Here is a 17,454-nt window from a genome sequence, read left to right as displayed (position 1 = left end):
CGTCAGTCAGGTCCCGACGGCCCGAGCAGTCGCGCCTCTTCGAGGTCCATTGCGGCCTGCACTTCGAGCAAGACGATGTCGTCGATGCGACGGGTGTCGCGAAGTTCGGTGATGGCGCGGCGCTTGTGCTCGAGCACGCCGAGTCGCACCTGCCGAAGCAGGTCGCTGCGTTCCACGGCGTCGGTGGGGGCCGAGCCGTCGTCGCTGGATCTGACCAGCGCAGCGTGCTGCCGGTATTCGGCCTGCAGGCGGTTCTGCAGTTCATCGCTGACGCCGAGTTCGGCGGCCACCAACGGCAACGCGTCCAGCGCCGCCTGCGCGCCGTGGCATCGGGCAAGGCGCAGTTCGTCGGCGTGGGCGACGTCCTCGGGGATCCGGGCCCACCGGACGACGGCCGGCAGCGTGCTGCCCTGGACCAGCACGGTCGTCAGGATGACGAACGACACCACGAAGATGATCAGGTTGCGATCCGGGAAAGGCGCGCCGCTGTGAGTAGTCAGCGGGACAGCCAACGCCGCGGCGAGTGAGACGGCGCCGCGGAATCCAGCCCAGTTGGACACCATCCGTACCCGCCAGGCGATCCGCCGTTCGCGCTGCGATTCACGCCGATCCACGGTCCGTACCAGCACCGTCGTGACCTCTCCCCAGACGATCCGAGTCACGACAACCACGAGGGTGACGGCGACCGCCATGACGAGGGCGTGGTGAATGCCGCCGTCGACCCGGGAGACTCCCCGCACCGCGCTGGGGAGCTGGACGCCGACGAACACCCACAGCGCGCCGTTGATCAGAAACGTCGCGATGTCCCAGAACGCGAACGTCACCAGGCGGGACCGGGCCCGGATCACCCGCGGCGACGCGTAGGCGAGCACCAGCGCCGACACCAGGACCGCGACCACCCCGCTGCAGTCGATCGCGTTGGCGAGCAGGAACGCGGCGAACGGCGTCAGCAGGCTGAGCGCGGCTTCCTCCTGCGGCGCGTCGAGCCGGGTCCTGGCGAGGGTCACGACACCGCCGATCAGCAGGCCGGCGGCGATACCGCCGACGTAGGACAGCACGAATCGGACGGTCAGATCCACCGGCCCGACCGGCGCTCCGCCCATCGCCACCGACACGGCGACACCGAACAAGACCAGCGCGGTGCCGTCGTTGATGATGCTCTCCGCCTTCAGCACGGTGAGGGTCCGTCGCGGCAACTGCTTGGCCAGACCGGCGACGGCCGCGGCGTCGGTGGGGGAGAGCACGGCGCCCAAGACCGACGCGGCGTGCGATTCCATGCCGAATGCCCGCGCGGTCCACGACACCGCGACGGCGCTGGCGATCACCAGACCGACGCTGAGTAACACGATGACGCGCAGGTTCGCGCGGATCTCGCGAAAGCTGGTGTTCAGGCTCTCCCAGTAGAGGATTGCGGGCAAGAACAGCAGCAACACGATTTCGCCGTCGAGTCGCACATGGCCGAACCGGGGGACCAAACCGAGCAGTGCGCCGAGCCCGATGAGCAGAACCGGCGGGCCGACGCGGTAACGCCGGCCCAGCACCGTGCCGACGATGACGACCGCGAACAGCACGACGATGACGACAAGCCCGAACACTTGCACATCATGCTGTACGGACAGGTCAACTTTCATCTCGACGGCTCGCGCGCGCCGAGCGCCGGTTCACGGCCGGATCGGGATGCGGAGGTCGTCGAGCAGCCATAGCACGCGACGTTCGATCTCATCGCGGATCACGCGCACATCGGGCAGGTCTTTGCCGGCCGGGTCCTCGAACGCCCAGTTTTCGTATCGACGGCCTGCAACGGCAGGACCGGGCTCCCCGCAGCCCATGGTGACGATGACGTCCGCGGCCTGGACGGTCTCGCCCGTCCAGGGTTTGGGGAATTCGCCGGAGATGTCGATGCCGCGCTCGGCCATGACGGCAACGGCGGCGGGGTTGATCTCGCCTTGCGGCTCGGACCCGCCCGACCACGCCACCGCCCCGCCGCCGGCGAAGTGATTGAAGTACCCGAGGGCCATCTGGGATCGCCCGGCGTTGTGGTTGCACAGAAACAGTACGACGAGCATTTCGCGACCCGAAGTGCTGTTGATTTTCGCCCGAGCATGCAGTTGTTGCCGGGCGAATCGTTCTGCCGGCAGTGGCAGGAAATCCCGAATTGTCGCATGGGCGGCGAGCTTCTCGTATGACACGTAGACCGACCGTCGGACGGTTTCTGCGTCGAAGCTGTCGGCGAATTCGCTCTGCAATTTCACCGCGCAGGTTTCAAGCGCCCGCTGCACGTCGAGGGATACCTCGAGGTGCTGTTCGGGCCCGATGGCGGCGTCGTACGTCATCGCTCTCATCGTCAGCGGGATGCCACCGCCAGTCAATAAGTAATTTGCCACACCGTAAATTTGCGTGAATACCATTACCGCGCCGCGTTATTCACCGTGTGTGTACCAAGTCGGTCACGGGTGCGTACCGAAACCGGCAATGATCTGGCGTCGACGGGGACGGCCGCAAATCATGGCACGGGGTCATGCGTGGAGCGTATGCGCCATAGGAGGTAGGCACGGTATGACGACAGAAGTGCACGGCGGTCGCATCCTCGACACCGCGAAGGGCATCCTCATCGGCCTTCGCCGATGCTCGTCCGAAGCGGCTTTTCACGAGCTGATCAGCGCGGCACAACGCCACCGGATGCCGGTGTTCGCGATGGCATGGGCGTTGGTGCATCTGGCCGATGGCGGCGAGGAGTGCGTGCACACATCCTCCGACGCCCAGTCGGCGGCTCGTCACGAGTGGGGGCAGCTGTTCGCCACCCCCGCGCTGGCGGTCTAGAAACGCACCAGGGTCAGCGGGTAGGACACCGTACGCCCGGCGCGTTTCCGCAACAAGGTTCCGGCGCCGCCCGGCTGCGCGGAATGCGCCGGAATCAGCCTGGCGGCGTCCAGGCGATCGGCAGCGTCTTGATGCCGTGAATGAACGGCGACAGCAGCCGCGCGGGCTCCTCGGTGGCGGCGATGTCGGGTATTTCGCGGTTGAGTTCTTCGAACATCACCCGGATCTCGCGACGGGCCAGGTTGGCGCCCAAGCAGAAGTGCGCACCCCCGCCGCCGAAACCGACGTGCGGATTCGGGTCGCGGGTGACGTCGAACATCCACGGGTTCTTGAACTTTCGTTCGTCGCGGTTGGCCGAGCAGTACCACAGCGTCGCCTTGTCGCCGGCGGCCATCTTCGTCCCGCTCAGCTCGAAATCGCAGGTGAGCCTGCGCCGCATGTAAATCACCGGCGAAGCCCATCGCACGATCTCCTCGACCGCCGAGTGCGAAAGACCGTCGAAGTCGGCCCACCACGTCGTGCGCTGCTCGGGATAGCGGGTCAGGGCGAGCAGTCCGTGGCTGATCGCGTTGCGGGTGGTTTCGTTGCCGGCCACGGCGAGCAGGATGAAGAACGACGCGACCTCGGCCGACGTGAGTCGTTCGCCGTCGACGTCGGCATTGACCAGGCTGGTGGTCAGATCGTCGGTGGGATTGCTGCGACGCTCCTCGGCCAAGGCGGAGGCGTAGCCGCCGATCTCCATCGAAACCCGAAGGAACTCATCGAATTCGGTGGTGAGGTCGGGGTCGCCGAAACCGAGGATGACGTTGGTCCAGTGGAAGATCTTCTGGTGGTCTTCCTCGGGGATGCCCATCATGTCGCAGATGACCTGCAACGGCAGTGGGCCGGCCAACTCGGTGACCGCCTCGCCCTTGCCGTCGGGATGATTGGCGATCAGCGAGGCAACGAGTCGGTGGGCCCGCTCGCGGACCGACGCCTCGATCCGGGCCACCACCTTGGGGGTGAACGCTCTGCTGACGATGGACCGCAGCCGTTGGTGTCGCGGGTCGTCGAGCACGATCATCGAGCCGAAGTACTCGGATACCTCGGGGGTCTGGTCGTTGATGGTGATGTTCGGGCTGGAGCTGAAGATCTCGGGGTGGCGGCTGGCGAAGAAGACGTCGTCGAGGTTGGTCAGCGCCCAATGCCCGGCACCCGCTTGGAAGCCTTCCTGGACGGGCTCCGGCCAGAACGAGATCGGTGCCTCACGCCGCAGTGTGGCGAACGCCCCATCGCGCACATCGTCGTCGAGCGACCAGAAATCCCATGCGCCAAGGTTGATGTCGCCGAATGCGACCTCGGGTGGGGCCGTGCCGTTCACGCGGGTCGCAATGCCCATGTGCACCGTCCTCGTCATTGAGCGGGCTTAGGCGCGAGCCTAGTCCGGATCAGTGCGTGCAGACTGTGCGCGCGCGTGCGCCGTTCGCCGTCGCCTGGCTGACCACATTGCCATCGACCATGATCGTGCAGGTGATCGAGCCGGCACTTTGCGCGCTGATCACCAGGACCGGGTTGCCGGGGTCGACGCTGAACTGTGTCTTCCACGGCAGCGGCACATGCGCCTGCTGCACCTGACCCGATACGTCGCTGTCGGTCTGGTACGAGATGTAGTCGGCCACCGGGGCGCTGCCACTCAATTCGTACGTCACCTCGGGCGGCGGGCCGGTTGCGCTCGCCTCTCCGCAGAGTCCGACCGTGGTCGCGAAAGCGAGCAGCGCAGCGAAGACGATCGACGGTTTGCTCGTCATGGTCACCTCCCGGGCCATGGTGACACTCCGGCCCCGGGGGACGGGCCATTTTCGATTCATTTTTCCGCGACGCCAACGCACGGTGTGCCGCGATCGAACCGATGGCCGACAATCGTCGTGGAACTGCCGAAGGGAGTTACTCGATGGCTGAACTACCCGCACGGCGCGATCTGCTCCGCGGCGCTGCCGCGGTGTGCGTTTTCCTGGCGGCCGACGCCGCCGCCTTGCTGACCGCATTCAACTGGCTGGGCCCCTCGCGGTTGACGCCGCAGGCCTTTCTCGACGCCTTCAACAACGCGTTCGGCCGGCATCCGAAATACCGCACCAACCATGCCAAAGGGGTATCCGTCACCGGCTGGTTCGACAGCAACGGCAACGGCCGTGAATTGTCCAAGGCGGCGGTGTTCGCGCCGGGCCGCACCCCGGTGCTCGGCCGATTCTCCGGGGCCGGCGGCAACCCACACACCGCTGACAGTCCCGCAGCGGGCCGGGGCCTCGGTTTGGCATTCGGCTTTCCGGGCAGCCAGCAGTGGCGTACCGCGATGCTGAATCTTCCTGTCTTTCCTGATGATTCGCCGCAGAGCATCTATGACCGGCTGGTCGCGACGGCCATCGTGCCCGGCACCGGCAAGCCCGATCCGGCGGCGATGACGCGGTTCTACGCCAGCCACCCGCCCGCGGCGCGCGCCACGACGATCCTCAAACAACATCCGCCGACAACCGGTTTCGCCGACAGCGTCTTCAGCGGCTTGAACGCCTTCTACTTCGTCAGCCAGTCCGGTGTGCGAAATCCGGTGCGGTGGAGCTTCATTCCGCTGCAGCAGGCACTGCCGCCGACGTCGGGGCCCGATGCCTTGTTCGATCCGCTGGTTCGGCAATTGCGGGCCGGCCCGCTGCGCTGGCGGCTGATGCTGACCGTCGGCACGCCCGACGATCCGACCCACGATGCGACGCTGCTGTGGCCGGCCGATCGCCGCACCGTCGACGCGGGTGTGCTGACTCTCGACTCGGTGAGCACCGAGGCCAAGGGCAACGCCCGCGACGTCAACTTCGATCCGCTGGTACTGCCGCCCGGCATCGAACCGTCCGACGACCCGCTGCTGAGCGCACGGTCGGCCGTCTACGCCGCGTCGTATCGGCGCCGCACCAGGGAGAACACGCTGTGACCGACGCACCCGAGGTCCACAAGTTCACCGCGCTGAGCAGGATTTTGCACTGGTTGACAGCCGTTTTGGTGCTCACCGCCCTGTTAGTCGGCTTCGTCATGGTCAACTCGGTCAGCGGACACGGCACGCTGGTCATGGTGCACAAGTCGCTGGGTTCACTCATCCTGCTGGTGATGGTGGTGCGCGTGGTCAATCGGTTGACCCACCACCCGCCGGCGTGGCCGCCGACGATCGGCGCGCTGGAAGGCAAAGTCGTCGTGCTGTCCGAGAAGTTGTTGTATACCCTGCTGCTGCTCCAGCCGCTGGTCGGCTGGGCGATGATCTCGGCCGCCGGCGGCCCGGTGGTCGTGTTCGGCTCACTTCGGCTGCCGCGGATCGCGCCGTTCGACGCGGATGTGTTTTGGATTCTGCGCCAAGCGCATTCGGTGATCGCCTTCACGCTGGTAGCGGTGATCACCGCGCACATCTCCGCGGTGCTGTGGCACACCTTCGGGTTGCGCGACAGGCTGATCGAGCGGATGACTTTCCGGGTTCGGAAGAAGGCCGACGCCAGCCGCGCCTAGGGTGAACCGCATGGCAAAACGAGTCGTCGTTTGGGGTACCGGCTTCGTCGGCAAGATGGTGATCGCCGAGATCGTCAAACACCCCGAGTTCGAGCTGATCGGCGTCGGCGTCAGCAATCCGGAGAAGGTCGGCCGCGACGTCGGCGAAATCTGCGGCCTGTCCGAGCCGGTCGGCGTGACGGCCACCGACGACGTCGACGCTCTCATCGCGCTGAAGCCCGACGCCCTGGTGCACTACGGCCCGACCGCCGCGCATGCCGACGCGAACATCGCTTTGATGACGCGGTTCCTGCGCGCCGGCATCGACGTGTGCTCGACGGCGATGACACCGTGGGTGTGGCCGACGATGCACCTCAACCCGCCGCAGTGGATCGCGCCGATCACCGAGGCCTGCGAGTTGGGCGAATCGTCCTGCTTCACCACCGGCATCGACCCCGGCTTCGCCAACGACCTGTTCCCGATGACCTTGATGGGCCTGTGTTCCGAGGTGCGCACCGTCCGGGCGTCGGAGTTGCTGGATTACACCAACTACGAGGGCGACTACGAAATCGAGATGGGCATCGGTCGCGAGCCGGAGTTCCGTCCGATGCTGGAAAACCGTGACGTGCTGATCTTCGCGTGGGGCGGCACCGTCCCGATGATCGCCCACGCCGCCGGCATCATGCTCGACGAGATCACCACCACGTGGGATAAGTGGATCACCCCCAACGAGCGCAAGACGGCCAAGGGTGTCATCCCGCCGGGACACGTCGCAGCCGTCCGGTTCACCATCAACGGCGTCTACCAAGGCCATACCCGTATCCAGCTCGAGCACGTCAACCGCATCGGCCTGGACGCGGCGCCGGACTGGCCGGCCGGCACCAAAGACGACGTCTACCGCGTCGATATCGAAGGCACGCCGAGTATTTCGCAGGAGACCGCGTTTCGGTTCACCGACGGATCCGGGCGGGACGCGGCCGCCGCGGGCTGCCTGGCCACCGGAATGCGGGCGCTCAACGCGGTGCCGGCCGTCAACGAGCTACCCCCGGGTTGGGTCACTCCGCTCGATCTGCCGCTGATCGCGGGCGTCGGCACGATTCGATAGCGGACGGCAGCGGGCAGGCTGAACCGGACAGCCGATAAGTTGGTGGCCGATGCGCAGGATGAGACGACATGGCTGACGGAGAACGGTCGGCGTTGGGCCTTTCGATCGGGGCCACGACCTTGGCCGCGGTGACGGCCGACCGCGCGGTGACCCGCAAGCCGGTCCTGACGCTGTACCGGCAGCGCCCAGCCGAGGTGGGCGTGCCGTCGGAGAACCCGAAGCTGAACGAGCCCGGCCTGGTCATCAGCGACTTCGTCGACCGGGTGGGGGATTCGGCGGATATCACGGCCGCCGATGGAACCTTGCACCGCAGCGAGATGCTGGTCGCCGACGCGTTGCGGGCGCTGGCGTATGCCGCCACCGACGGTGGGCCGCTGCCCGATGCGGTCGCCGTGACCCATCCCGCGCACTGGGACGCCGCAGCGGTCGACGCCGTGCGAGTCGCTGTGGACCGGGTTTTCGAATGGTCGCGCGGGCAATTCGTGTTACTGCCCGACTCCGCCGCGGCGCTGTCGGCCCTGCAGGTGAACCCGGGTGTGCCCAACGTCGGAACCATCGCCGTGTGCGACTTCGGTGGCTCGGGAACGACGCTGAGCCTGGTCGACGCCGCGAACGGCTACCAGGCGGTCGCGGCCCCGGTGCGGCACCGTGAGTTCTCCGGCGACCGGATCGATCAGGCGCTGCTCACCCATGTCGTCGCCGACCTCTCGTCGGCGGGGTCGTTCGACACCGCGGCGACGTCGGCGATCGGCTCGCTGTCTCGGCTGCGCGCGGCCTGCCGGTACGCCAAAGAACGGCTTTCGTCGACCATCGCGACCGAACTGACCGTCGATGTGCCGGGCTATCGCGGCGAAATCCGGCTCACCCGAGACGAACTCGACGACGCCATCCGAGATTCATTGCAAGGCTTCACGAATTTTTTCGACGACGTGTTGCAGCGCAACGGAATTCGCGCGTCAGACCTAGCGGCAATCGCGTCGGTGGGTGGCGGCGCGAGTGTCCCGCTGATCACCACGACACTGTCGGAACGCTTCAGCGCACTGGTCATCACCGCGCCGCGGCCATACCTGACGGCAGCGCTCGGCGCGGCGCTGCGAGCCTCGCGCGGTCCCGCGGACGGCGCAACGGCGCTGGCGCCAACCGCAGTCGGATCGGTTGACGATGCGACGGCCCTGTCGGAGGTGCCTGCCGAACCCAGTCCGGCGCCGGCGCTGGCCTGGTCGGAAGCAGATGACGACTCCGGCATCATGCCGTTGCAAGCCGGTGAGTACGCCGACGATGCGACGAGCGCACCGCTGACAGCTGCGCGCCGCCCGGAGGACTTCGATCTGGATCCGGCACCCGCCCTGGCGGCCGATGCCTGGTATCGCCGGCCGGTAGTGGTGGCGGTGGCCACCGCGCTGGCCGTGCTGGCCATCGGCAGCGGAGTCCTGATCGCGATGCAGCACACGTCGAGTAACACCCCGACCACGCCGTCCTCCGGTGTCACCACGACACCGGCCAACCCGGGGACCTCGGACACCTCGGCCACGCAGAGCAGCACGTCGTCGACGCAGTCCGACACCGGAACGCCGTCGTCGACCACCAGCCAGGCGCCTTCGACAACCACGACCACCACGACCACCCAAGCCCCGACTACGACGACGACGGCACCAACGACCACAACGGCGCCCACGACGACGCCGGAACGTCGGCCACTGTTCCCCCGGAACCCCGATCGGCCAAGGCTTTTCCAGCCGCCCGGCTCCCGCTAGTCCGCGGTCTGCTCCTGCTTTTCTTTCTCTTGGTGCTGGGCTTTTTCGTCTTTTTCTTTTTGCTCGTCTTTTCCGAATTTCGGATTGCCGTCGTCGTCGAGCCACTCGTTGATGGCGACACCTGTGATGGTCCCACCGGTACCGGGAAGGACAGCGGTCTGCCGGTCATCGTCGTAGGCCGCCCGCATCTCGCGGACTTTTTCTTTGCCCTCGTCGCTCAGATCAAACTTCTCCGAGGAAGCTCCGGTCTCGTCGTTCTTCTCGTCGTTTGCAGCCTCTTGCTTGTCGTCTTCGCTCATGACCCACCCGTCCCGTTAGCAACATCTCCGTTGACTTAGGCGGACTACCCGCTGCGGCGACGGGTCAAAACCGAGCGCTGACTCAGCCCGGGTAGCCGACCCCGGTGAGTTGTTCGGAAACGTCCCACAATCGCCGACTAGCGGCGTCGTCGCGGGCGCGGGCGGGCACCTTGGCGGGCGCGACCCCGCCGCCGGCGGCTTCGTAGATGCCCTGCGGCCCGTAGTAGCCGCCGCCCTCGGCCTGCGGGGACACCGCCGCGTAGAGGGCCGGAAGGATTCCTTCGTCGATCTCCTGCCACAGGAACGGGGCCAGCCGCCACGACACGGTGTAGAGCCGTTCCATCACCGACGGCTTGGCGCGACCATGTGACGGTCCGCTGATCTGCAGGTTGGTCTTGGTCAAGCCGGGGTGCGCGGCGTTGGAGGTGATGCCCCAGCCGGCCTCGTGGCTGCGGCGGTCCAGCTCGCGTGCGAACATCAGCACGGCGAGCTTCGACTGGCCGTAGGCCTGCATCGGTGCATAGGACTTCTCGAATTGGAGATCGTCGAAATGGATGCGGCCACTTTGGCGGGCCGCGAGGCTGCTCAGCGACACCACTCGGGCATGTCCGGTGGCGCGCAGCAGCGGCAGCAGATGAGCCGTCAGCGCGAAGTGGCCGAGATGGTTGCTGCCGAACTGTAATTCGAATCCGTCGTCGGTGGTCTCGCGGCTTGGCGGAGTCATCACGCCGGCGTTGTTGATCAAGATGTCGACGGGGCGGCCGTCGGCGTTGAGCTGCTCACCCAGCGCGGCGACGCTGGCCAGCGACGACAGGTCGAGCGGTTTGATGGTCAGCTTCGCGTCCGGAACCGTCGCGCGAATCTCGTCGATGGCGGCTTCACCTTTGGCGCGGTTGCGGATGGCCATGACGACGTCGGCACCTGCCGCGGACAGCCGGCGCGCCAGTCCGAAGCCCAGGCCGCTGTTGGATCCGGTGACGACTGCGAGTTTTCCGGACAGATCGGGCACCGTTACGACGAGGTTGTTTGCCATCCGATCGTCTCCTTGTTTCTCGCGCCTGACTTTACTGTGCACCTGGTGTCCCGCGGTGCCACACTTCACGGGTGAGCGGCGAAAGACCTGCGAAGTTCACGCGAACGGTAGCCATCTGGCTGATGGTCGTGGCGGTTCCCGGGTTCATCGCGACCCTGGTGCTCAACGCGTTTGTCCTCGACGACTATGACGCCTACGGGGAGGTGCCGGTCCCCGGTTCGGCCAGCGTGCACCTGCCGCGCGGCGAGGTGACCATCAGCCTGCATGCGGATGTGATCGGCAGTCCGAGCGGCGGCGGCCTGCCCGTCCCGCCGTTGAGCGTCACGATCGCGCCACCCAACGGGGTCGCGGAGCCGGTGGTGACGGAAAACATCGGCAGCACAACGACGGTCAACAACGACGCACATGTCCGGGTTTGGGTGGCCCAGGTCGCGGTCGACGGTGACTACAACGTCACCACCGACGGCAAAGTCGGCGGGTTCATCGACCCGCGACTGGCGTTCGGTCACGGAAGCCAGTTGGGTTCGCTGGTGTGGGTGTTCGTCGGCATGTTCGCCGCGGGTCTCGTCGGGACGATCGTGGCTTCGAAGTGGCTGGGGAGCGTTCGTCGCAAGGAGGCGCCCGCCGCGAGCATCCCTGGCTTTGAGTTTCCGGTCACGCCGGTCGTGAGCCCGGCGGTGACCAGCACGCCGCACCAGCCCGGCGGCGAGGGCGTCCGGCTGGAGCGACTGAAAACGATTGCAGCGCTGCGGGACTCCGGAGCGTTGACCGACGCGGAGTTCGAGTCCGAGAAGCGCCGGATCCTCGACGGCAACTAGTGCCCCCGGGCCACCCATTCGTCGTAGTGCACGATCTCGTCACCGATCCGGGTGGTGTCGCCGTGGCCGGTGTAGACGACGGTGTCAGCGGGCAGCGCGCCGAGCCGGCTGGAGATCGACTGCAGGATGGTCGGGAAGTCGGAGAACGATCGCCCAGTGGCGCCGGGGCCGCCGGAGAACAGGGTGTCGCCGCTGAACACCGCGCCCAATTCGGGGGCGTACCAGCACACCGAGCCCGGCGAATGCCCGGGCGTGTGCAGCGCGTGCAGTTCGGTGCCTGCGACGCTGAGCGTCTCATCGTCGGAAACCAGACGAAAGTCCTTGTCCGGGTGAGTCATCCGCCAAAGCACATCGTCGGCGGGATGCAGCAGCACCGGCGCGTCGAGGGTTTCACCGAGTTCGGGCGCGACGGTCACGTGGTCGTTGTGGCCGTGCGTGCAGATCACCGCCACCACATTGCGTCCGCGGACGGCACTGACAATCGGTTCGGCGCTGTGTGCAGCGTCGAAGACGATCACGTCGGAGTCGTTGCCGACCAGCCAGATGTTGTTGTCGACTTCCCAACTGCCACCGTCGAGTTCGAAGGTGCCGTGCGTGACGACGCGGTCGATGTTGCCCATCTACAGGATCACCACCGAGCGCAGTACTTTGCCGCCGTGCATCTTGTGGAAGGCGTCTTCGACGTCGTCGAGCCCGATGCGTTCGGAGACGAACTTCTCCAGCGGCAATCGGCCCTGCAGGTAGAGGTCGATCAGGGTGGGGAAGTCGCGTTCGGGTAGGCAGTCGCCGTACCACGACGACTTCAGCGATCCGCCGTGCGAGAAGAAGTCGACGAGCGGCATCTCGAGCTGCATGTCGGGTGTCGGAACACCGACCAGCACAACGGTTCCCGCGAGGTCGCGAGCGTAGAAGGCCTGCTTCCAGGTTTCCGGTCGGCCGACGGCGTCGATGACCACGTTGGCGCCGAAGCCGTCGGTCAGGTCCTGGATCGTCTCGACGACATCCAATTCGCGGGCATTCACGGTGTGGGTGGCGCCGAACTTGCGGGCCCAATTCAGTTTGGTGTTGTCGGTGTCGACGGCGATGATGCGCCTGGCCCCGACCAGCGCCGCCCCCGCGATCGCCGCGTCGCCCACACCGCCGCAACCGATCACGGCCACGGTGTCGTCGCGGGTGACCGCGCCGGTGTTGATCGCCGCGCCGAGGCCGGCCATCACCCCGCAGCCCAGCAAGCCGGCCACGGCCGGGTCGGCCTCGGGGTTGACCAAGGTGGCCTGTCCGGCGGCCACCAGCGTCTTGTCGGCGAACGCGCCGATGCCCAGCGCCGGCGTCAACTCGGTTCCGTCGGTGAGCGTCATCTTCTGCTCGGCGTTGAAGGTGTCGAAGCACAGGTGTGGCCGGCCGCGCTTGCAGGCCCGGCACTGGCCGCAGACCGCACGCCAGTTCAGCACGACGAAATCGCCTGGCTCGACGGCGGTTACACCGTCACCGACGGCTTCGACGGTGCCCGCGGCCTCGTGGCCGAGCAGGAACGGAAACTCGTCGTTGATGCCGCCCTCGCGGTAGGTCAGGTCGGTGTGACAGACCCCGCATGCGGTGATGTCGACGACGACTTCGCCCGGGCCGGGGTCGGGGATGACGATGTCGACGACTTCGACGGGTTCGCCCTTTTTCCGTGAGATCACTCCGCGCACTGTCTGACTCATGGCCTTCAACCTAGCGCTTGCTGGGTAGCGTTATCGCCGTGGCTGCACTTGACGCGCTCGACGACTGGCCGGTTCCGAACGCGGCCGGCGCGGTGGTCGGCCGATCGGGAGTGCTGGCCAGCCACGGCGACACCGGACGGCCTTTCCCGTTGGCCTCGGTGACCAAGCTGCTGGTGGCCCGTGCCGCGCAGATCGCGATCGAAGAAGGGGCGGTGGAGTTGGACACCCCGGCCGGGCCGCCGGGGTCGACTGTCCGGCATCTGCTCGCCCACGCCTCGGGGTTGGCGATGCTCAATGGTCAGACACTGGCCAGGCCCGGCACTCGCAGGATCTACTCCAACTACGGCTTCGCGGTGCTCGCCGAGACCGTGCAGCAAGCCACCGAGATCGAATTCGGTCGCTACCTGACCGAGGCGGTCTGCGAGCCGCTGGGGATGGTCGCGACCCATTTGGAGGACGGGGCGCAGACCGCCGGTTACGGCGTCACGTCGACGGTCGGCGACCTGGCCGCATTCGCGGGCGACCTGCTGAGCCCGGCGACGGTGTCGGCTCAGATGCACGCCGACGCGATCTCGGTGCAATTTCCCGGTCTCGACGGTGTTCTGCCCGGTTACGGGGTCCAGCGACCCAACGATTGGGGGCTGGGTTTCGAGATCAAGAACTCCAAAACGCCGCACTGGACCGGGGCGCAGAATTCACCGGCCAGCTTCGGTCATTTCGGCCAATCAGGCACCCTGATCTGGGCAGATCCGGTGGCAGAGCTGGCTCTGGTGGTGCTGACCGACCGCGATTTCGGCGATTGGGCGGTGCCGGTGTGGCCCGCTTTGGCGGACGCCGTGCTGGACACTTATAACTCGCACTAGCGCAACATGGGCCTCACAAGGCACAATAGACACGCAAGACACAACAATCGTTATAACTGCTCGTCGGATTCACCAGGTCGTTGGGGAAGACGTCCCTCGTGGAGCCGAAGGAGCAACAAGATGCGCGCGTCGAACCAGTTCGCCGACGTGACGACAGGCGTGGTCTACGTCCACGCCTCGCCCGCTGCGGTATGTCCGCATGTCGAGTGGGCGTTGTCGTCGACCCTGGCTGCCAAGGCCAATCTGAAGTGGACGCCGCAGCCGGCCATGCCCGGGCAGCTGCGCGCGGTGACCAACTGGGTCGGGCCGGTAGGTACCGGCGCCCGGTTGGCCAATGCGCTGCGCTCCTGGAGCGTGCTGCGGTTCGAAGTCACTGAGGATCCCAGCGCCGGCGTCGACGGACATCGGTTCTGCCACACGCCGCAGCTGGGCCTGTGGAACGGTCCCATGAGCGCTAATGGCGACGTGATGATCGGCGAGATGCGGCTGCGGTCGATGATGGCCGCCGGTGCCGACGCGCTGGCCGCCGAACTGGACTCGGCGCTCGGCACCGCGTGGGACGAGGCGCTCGAGGCCTATCGCGACGGTGGTGACGGCGCCGAGGTGTCGTGGCTCAACCGAGGCGTCGGCTGAGCACGCACTACATCAGCGGTGGCGCCGGAAGAAGCCATCGCGTCGAAGCGTCGGTGTGCCCGGCGTATTCCGGGCAGTACGCCGAGATCGCGACGCCGACGAAGTAGCTGGATTGCTTCAGCGACAGACCGCTGCGTGCCTTCAGCTTCATCGCCACCACGCTCGACTTCTGGTGTTGATCGAAGCCGTCGCAGACTGATTGGCCCATCGCCGTCGCGGCATCACGGTCGTTGATGACGATCCCGTTCTTCGTGAGAGCCGCGATGAACGCGTCGTCGGTGGAATCTGCTGAAGCAGGAGCCGCGAGAAACAGCGCTGCGACCGGCAGTAGAAATGTTGACCACTTGGCGGTCATGGACTCCTCTTGGTGGGGCCGCATGGCCCGAATGAGAGAACTCTAGTCCTTCACGGGCGAGTTCGCAGCACGTGCAATGCGCCTGGTACGGCAGAGATCTGGGCGGGCAGCGCGCACGCGTAGTCGCCGTCGGCGTAGACGTTGATGCCCGGTGATTCCACGTCGATTGTCGTGGCGCGCGCGGTGACCACCTCGTCGAGGGTGACGTGGTTGCCTTTGTAGACAGTGGGGAAGAGGCGGATCAACCTGGTCCGCGACGCCGAATGCACCATGGTGATGTCGAGTTGGCCGTCGGTGTGATCGGCGTTGGGGCAGATCAGCATTCCGCCGCCGTAGCTGCGGGTGTTGCCGAAGGCGGCCAGCGTCAGGTCAGTGTCGATCTCCTCGCGTCCGTCGAGCACCAGTCGGAACGGCAGCAGTCGCAGCTGCGACAACTCGGCGAGCATGGCGAGGTTGTAGCGCATCCGGCCACGCGGCCAACGCATCCGGTTGGCGCGGTCGGTCACCAGCGAATCGAATCCCGCTGCCGCGACGGTGCCGAACCACTTGCTGGCACCGTTGCGGTCGCGAATGCGGCCCAGGTCGATCGTTTCCGTCCAGCCGTCTGCCACGACGTCGGCTGCGGCGACGGGATCCTTTGTCGGCAAGCCGAATTCGCGGGCGTGGTCGTTGCCGGTGCCGGCCGGGATGATGCCGAGCGGGACGTCGGCGCCGGCCAGAGCCTGCAGCGCGTCGGTGATCACGCCGTCGCCGCCGACGACGACCAGCGCGTCGGTGCCCTCGTTCACAGCGGCGTGCAGCAGTCGCCGCGCGTGGTCGGCGTCGCTGCCGACGATGGCGACGACGTCCACGCCGCGCTTCTGTAGTTGTGTGATCGCTTTTTCCGCGGCGTGCGGTGCGTTGCCGTGCCCGGACGCCGGATTGGTCAACACCGTGACGCGGCCAATCTGGCGGCGGGTGGTCGTCACGGGATCAGCTTGCCCGGGTTGAGAATTCCGGCGGGGTCGAGCGTGGCTTTGACGGCTCGCAGCACCTGCACGCCCAAGTCGCCGACCTCGTCGCGCATCCACGGCCGGTGATCGGCGCCGACGGCATGGTGATGGGTGATCGTGGCGCCGGTGGCAACGATCGCATTGCCCGCAGCGGTTTTCGCCGCCCGCCACTGGTCGACCGGGTTGCCGCGCTGTCCGGCGACAACGGTGAAGTAGAGCGAGGCGCCGGTGGGATACACATGCGAAATGTGGCACAGCACCAGCGCCGGCGTGCCGGATTCGGCGAGCGCGCTCGTCAGTGCCTCGGTCACGGCGGCTTTCAGCGTAGGGACGTTGGACCAGTCGGTGGCCGTCTCGAGGGTCTCGCAGAGCGCGCCTTCGGCGAGCAGCGCGTCGCGCAGGTATGGCGCATTGAACCGGCCACGTTCCCAGGCCTGCGCCGGTGCCTCGCCCAGCGATGTGCCGCCGTGAGCCTGCATCACCGCTCGGGTTTCGGCGTGCCTGCTCTCGGCATGGGCGGCCGTGCCTTCGAATACGGTGATCGCCAGGCAGCCGCCGGTGATCTGGTTGTCGCCGATCGACTCGGTGGTGGCCAGGTTGACGCCGGTCTCCGCTTCGTCGGACAGTCGGACCACGGTCGGCCCGGTGCCGGTCTGTGTGATGGCGCGCAATGCCGCAGTGCCCGTCGCAAAGTCGGGAAACGACCAGGCTTCGTACCGGGTGGCCTGCGGTAAGGGGTGCACCCGGACCCGGACCCGGGTGATGATGCCGAACACGCCTTCGGAACCGACGATCAACTCCCGCAGATCTGGGCCGGCGGCCGACTGCGGCGCGCGACCCAGGTCCAATACGCCGGCGGGCGTGATCGCGCGCAGTCCGCGGATCATGTCGTCGAAGCGGCCGTACCCCGCCGAGTCCTGGCCCGACGACCTGGTCGCGGCGTAGCCGCCGAGGCTGGCGAACTCGAAGCTCTGCGGAAAATGCCCGAGCGAGAAGCCGTGTTCGCCGAGCAGTTGTTCGGCCCGCGGGCCGGTGACCCCGGCACCGAACTCGGCTTCACCGGACACCTCGTCGAAGTCCAGCAGCTGGTCGAAGCGCCGCAGGTCCAGCGACACCACCGCGTCGAAGTCGCCGCGCAGCGGGTCCAGCCCGCCCACCACGCTGGTGCCGCCGCCGAACGGGACGACGGCGATGCCGTGCTGCGAGCAATACCTCAGGATCTCGATGACGTCGTCGTCACTGCCGGGCAGCAGCACCGCGTCGGGCGCGTCTTGCGGACCGGAGTCTTTGCGTCGCAACAGATCCAGCGTGGATTTGCCGCCGGCACGCAACAGCCGATCGTGGTCGGCGACGCGGCAGTGGTCGGGTCCGACGATGGCGGCCAATGCCTCGCGGTGGACCTCGGTCAGCTGCGATGGATGTAACCGCACCTGGCCGATGTCGAGTTCCGCCCCGGGTGACGCCGTAACGCCCAGGGCCTGGGCCAACAGTGATCGGATGCCCTCCGAGAGGGGTTTGGCGTGGTCGGGATCGCCCCAGGCATTCCACTTCATCGGGGGTAGCACATCGGCAGACATGCGT

The 17,454-nt window shown here is 66.9% G+C and carries 19 protein-coding genes; 8 read left to right on the top strand and 11 right to left on the bottom strand.

The window, feature by feature from the left end:
- Positions 1 to 2 precede the first annotated feature (2 nt).
- Both G6N27_RS06550 and G6N27_RS06545 read right to left on the bottom strand, forming a co-directional pair.
- Positions 3 to 1,595: a Na+/H+ antiporter gene (locus G6N27_RS06550; protein WP_163775606.1), complete on the bottom strand. Its 1,593-nt coding sequence runs from the start codon at positions 1,593 to 1,595 to the stop codon at positions 3 to 5.
- Positions 1,596 to 1,661: 66 nt separating this feature from the next.
- The gene (locus tag G6N27_RS06545) at positions 1,662 to 2,333 is read right to left on the bottom strand and encodes an arsenate reductase ArsC (RefSeq protein WP_163775605.1); all 672 of its coding nucleotides are present in this window, start codon (positions 2,331 to 2,333) and stop codon (positions 1,662 to 1,664) included.
- 223 nt (positions 2,334 to 2,556) lie between these two features.
- Here G6N27_RS06545 and G6N27_RS06540 point away from each other — a divergent pair, with 223 nt between their 5' ends.
- Entirely contained in the window at positions 2,557 to 2,820 is a 264-nt protein-coding gene (locus G6N27_RS06540) for an ANTAR domain-containing protein (protein ID WP_232064902.1), read from the top strand.
- A gap of 94 nt (positions 2,821 to 2,914) precedes the next feature.
- Here the strand turns inward: G6N27_RS06540 and G6N27_RS06535 are convergent, their stop codons facing one another.
- Both G6N27_RS06535 and G6N27_RS06530 read right to left on the bottom strand, forming a co-directional pair.
- Entirely contained in the window at positions 2,915 to 4,216 is a 1,302-nt protein-coding gene (locus G6N27_RS06535; RefSeq protein ID WP_163775603.1) for a cytochrome P450, read from the bottom strand.
- Positions 4,217 to 4,247: 31 nt separating this feature from the next.
- Positions 4,248 to 4,607, bottom strand: coding sequence for an MmpS family transport accessory protein (locus G6N27_RS06530; RefSeq protein WP_232064900.1), 360 nt, complete (start codon positions 4,605 to 4,607; stop codon positions 4,248 to 4,250).
- Positions 4,608 to 4,750: 143 nt separating this feature from the next.
- On the opposite strand from G6N27_RS06530, the gene G6N27_RS06525 reads away from it, so the two are divergent.
- The 4 genes from G6N27_RS06525 to G6N27_RS06510 all read left to right on the top strand — a co-directional run bounded on the left by G6N27_RS06525 (position 4,751) and on the right by G6N27_RS06510 (position 9,174).
- Entirely contained in the window at positions 4,751 to 5,773 is a 1,023-nt protein-coding gene (locus tag G6N27_RS06525; RefSeq protein WP_163775601.1) for a catalase family peroxidase, read from the top strand.
- Entirely contained in the window at positions 5,770 to 6,336 is a 567-nt protein-coding gene (locus tag G6N27_RS06520; protein ID WP_232064899.1) for a cytochrome b, read from the top strand. The genes G6N27_RS06525 and G6N27_RS06520 overlap by 4 nt, the downstream gene beginning before the upstream one ends.
- A 10-nt stretch (positions 6,337 to 6,346) precedes the next feature.
- Entirely contained in the window at positions 6,347 to 7,420 is a 1,074-nt protein-coding gene (locus G6N27_RS06515) for an NAD(P)H-dependent amine dehydrogenase family protein (RefSeq protein WP_163775600.1), read from the top strand.
- 68 nt (positions 7,421 to 7,488) lie between these two features.
- A complete protein-coding gene (locus tag G6N27_RS06510; protein WP_163775599.1) occupies positions 7,489 to 9,174 on the top strand; it encodes an Hsp70 family protein in 1,686 nt (561 codons plus the stop codon).
- Here G6N27_RS06510 and G6N27_RS06505 read toward each other — a convergent pair.
- Positions 9,171 to 9,473: a hypothetical protein gene (locus G6N27_RS06505; protein WP_163775598.1), complete on the bottom strand. Its 303-nt coding sequence runs from the start codon at positions 9,471 to 9,473 to the stop codon at positions 9,171 to 9,173. The genes G6N27_RS06510 and G6N27_RS06505 overlap by 4 nt on opposite strands.
- Before the next feature lie 82 nt (positions 9,474 to 9,555).
- The gene (locus G6N27_RS06500) at positions 9,556 to 10,506 is read right to left on the bottom strand and encodes an SDR family oxidoreductase (RefSeq protein WP_163775597.1); all 951 of its coding nucleotides are present in this window, start codon (positions 10,504 to 10,506) and stop codon (positions 9,556 to 9,558) included.
- Positions 10,507 to 10,577: 71 nt separating this feature from the next.
- On the opposite strand from G6N27_RS06500, the gene G6N27_RS06495 reads away from it, so the two are divergent.
- The gene (locus tag G6N27_RS06495) at positions 10,578 to 11,324 is read left to right on the top strand and encodes an SHOCT domain-containing protein (RefSeq protein WP_163775596.1); all 747 of its coding nucleotides are present in this window, start codon (positions 10,578 to 10,580) and stop codon (positions 11,322 to 11,324) included.
- Here G6N27_RS06495 and G6N27_RS06490 read toward each other — a convergent pair.
- Both G6N27_RS06490 and G6N27_RS06485 read right to left on the bottom strand, forming a co-directional pair.
- The gene (locus tag G6N27_RS06490; protein WP_163775595.1) at positions 11,321 to 11,944 is read right to left on the bottom strand and encodes an MBL fold metallo-hydrolase; all 624 of its coding nucleotides are present in this window, start codon (positions 11,942 to 11,944) and stop codon (positions 11,321 to 11,323) included. The genes G6N27_RS06495 and G6N27_RS06490 overlap by 4 nt on opposite strands.
- A complete protein-coding gene (locus G6N27_RS06485) occupies positions 11,945 to 13,030 on the bottom strand; it encodes an S-(hydroxymethyl)mycothiol dehydrogenase (protein ID WP_163775594.1) in 1,086 nt (361 codons plus the stop codon). It lies immediately after the preceding gene.
- A gap of 38 nt (positions 13,031 to 13,068) precedes the next feature.
- On the opposite strand from G6N27_RS06485, the gene G6N27_RS06480 reads away from it, so the two are divergent.
- Both G6N27_RS06480 and G6N27_RS06475 read left to right on the top strand, forming a co-directional pair.
- Positions 13,069 to 13,893, top strand: a complete 825-nt coding sequence (locus G6N27_RS06480; protein ID WP_163775593.1) for a serine hydrolase domain-containing protein — start codon at positions 13,069 to 13,071, stop codon at positions 13,891 to 13,893.
- A gap of 120 nt (positions 13,894 to 14,013) precedes the next feature.
- Complete coding sequence (locus tag G6N27_RS06475; RefSeq protein WP_163775592.1) at positions 14,014 to 14,526, top strand: DUF3145 domain-containing protein; 513 nt, start codon at positions 14,014 to 14,016, stop codon at positions 14,524 to 14,526.
- 7 nt (positions 14,527 to 14,533) lie between these two features.
- On the opposite strand, the gene G6N27_RS06470 is transcribed toward G6N27_RS06475, so the two are convergent.
- The 3 genes from G6N27_RS06470 to G6N27_RS06460 are packed head-to-tail and all read right to left on the bottom strand — an operon-like array spanning position 14,534 to position 17,426.
- Entirely contained in the window at positions 14,534 to 14,881 is a 348-nt protein-coding gene (locus G6N27_RS06470) for a DUF732 domain-containing protein (protein WP_163775591.1), read from the bottom strand.
- Positions 14,882 to 14,931: 50 nt separating this feature from the next.
- Positions 14,932 to 15,849, bottom strand: a complete 918-nt coding sequence (locus tag G6N27_RS06465; protein WP_163775590.1) for a diacylglycerol kinase — start codon at positions 15,847 to 15,849, stop codon at positions 14,932 to 14,934.
- Positions 15,846 to 17,426, bottom strand: a complete 1,581-nt coding sequence (locus tag G6N27_RS06460) for an FAD-binding oxidoreductase (RefSeq protein ID WP_179963383.1) — start codon at positions 17,424 to 17,426, stop codon at positions 15,846 to 15,848. The genes G6N27_RS06465 and G6N27_RS06460 overlap by 4 nt, the downstream gene beginning before the upstream one ends.
- Positions 17,427 to 17,454: the final 28 nt, after the last annotated feature.

This window comes from Mycobacterium cookii (genome assembly GCF_010727945.1).
GTDB classification, from domain to species: domain Bacteria; phylum Actinomycetota; class Actinomycetes; order Mycobacteriales; family Mycobacteriaceae; genus Mycobacterium; species Mycobacterium cookii.
The sequence above is the reverse complement of the archived record's forward strand: the minus strand, read 5'-3'. Positions and strand labels throughout refer to the sequence as shown.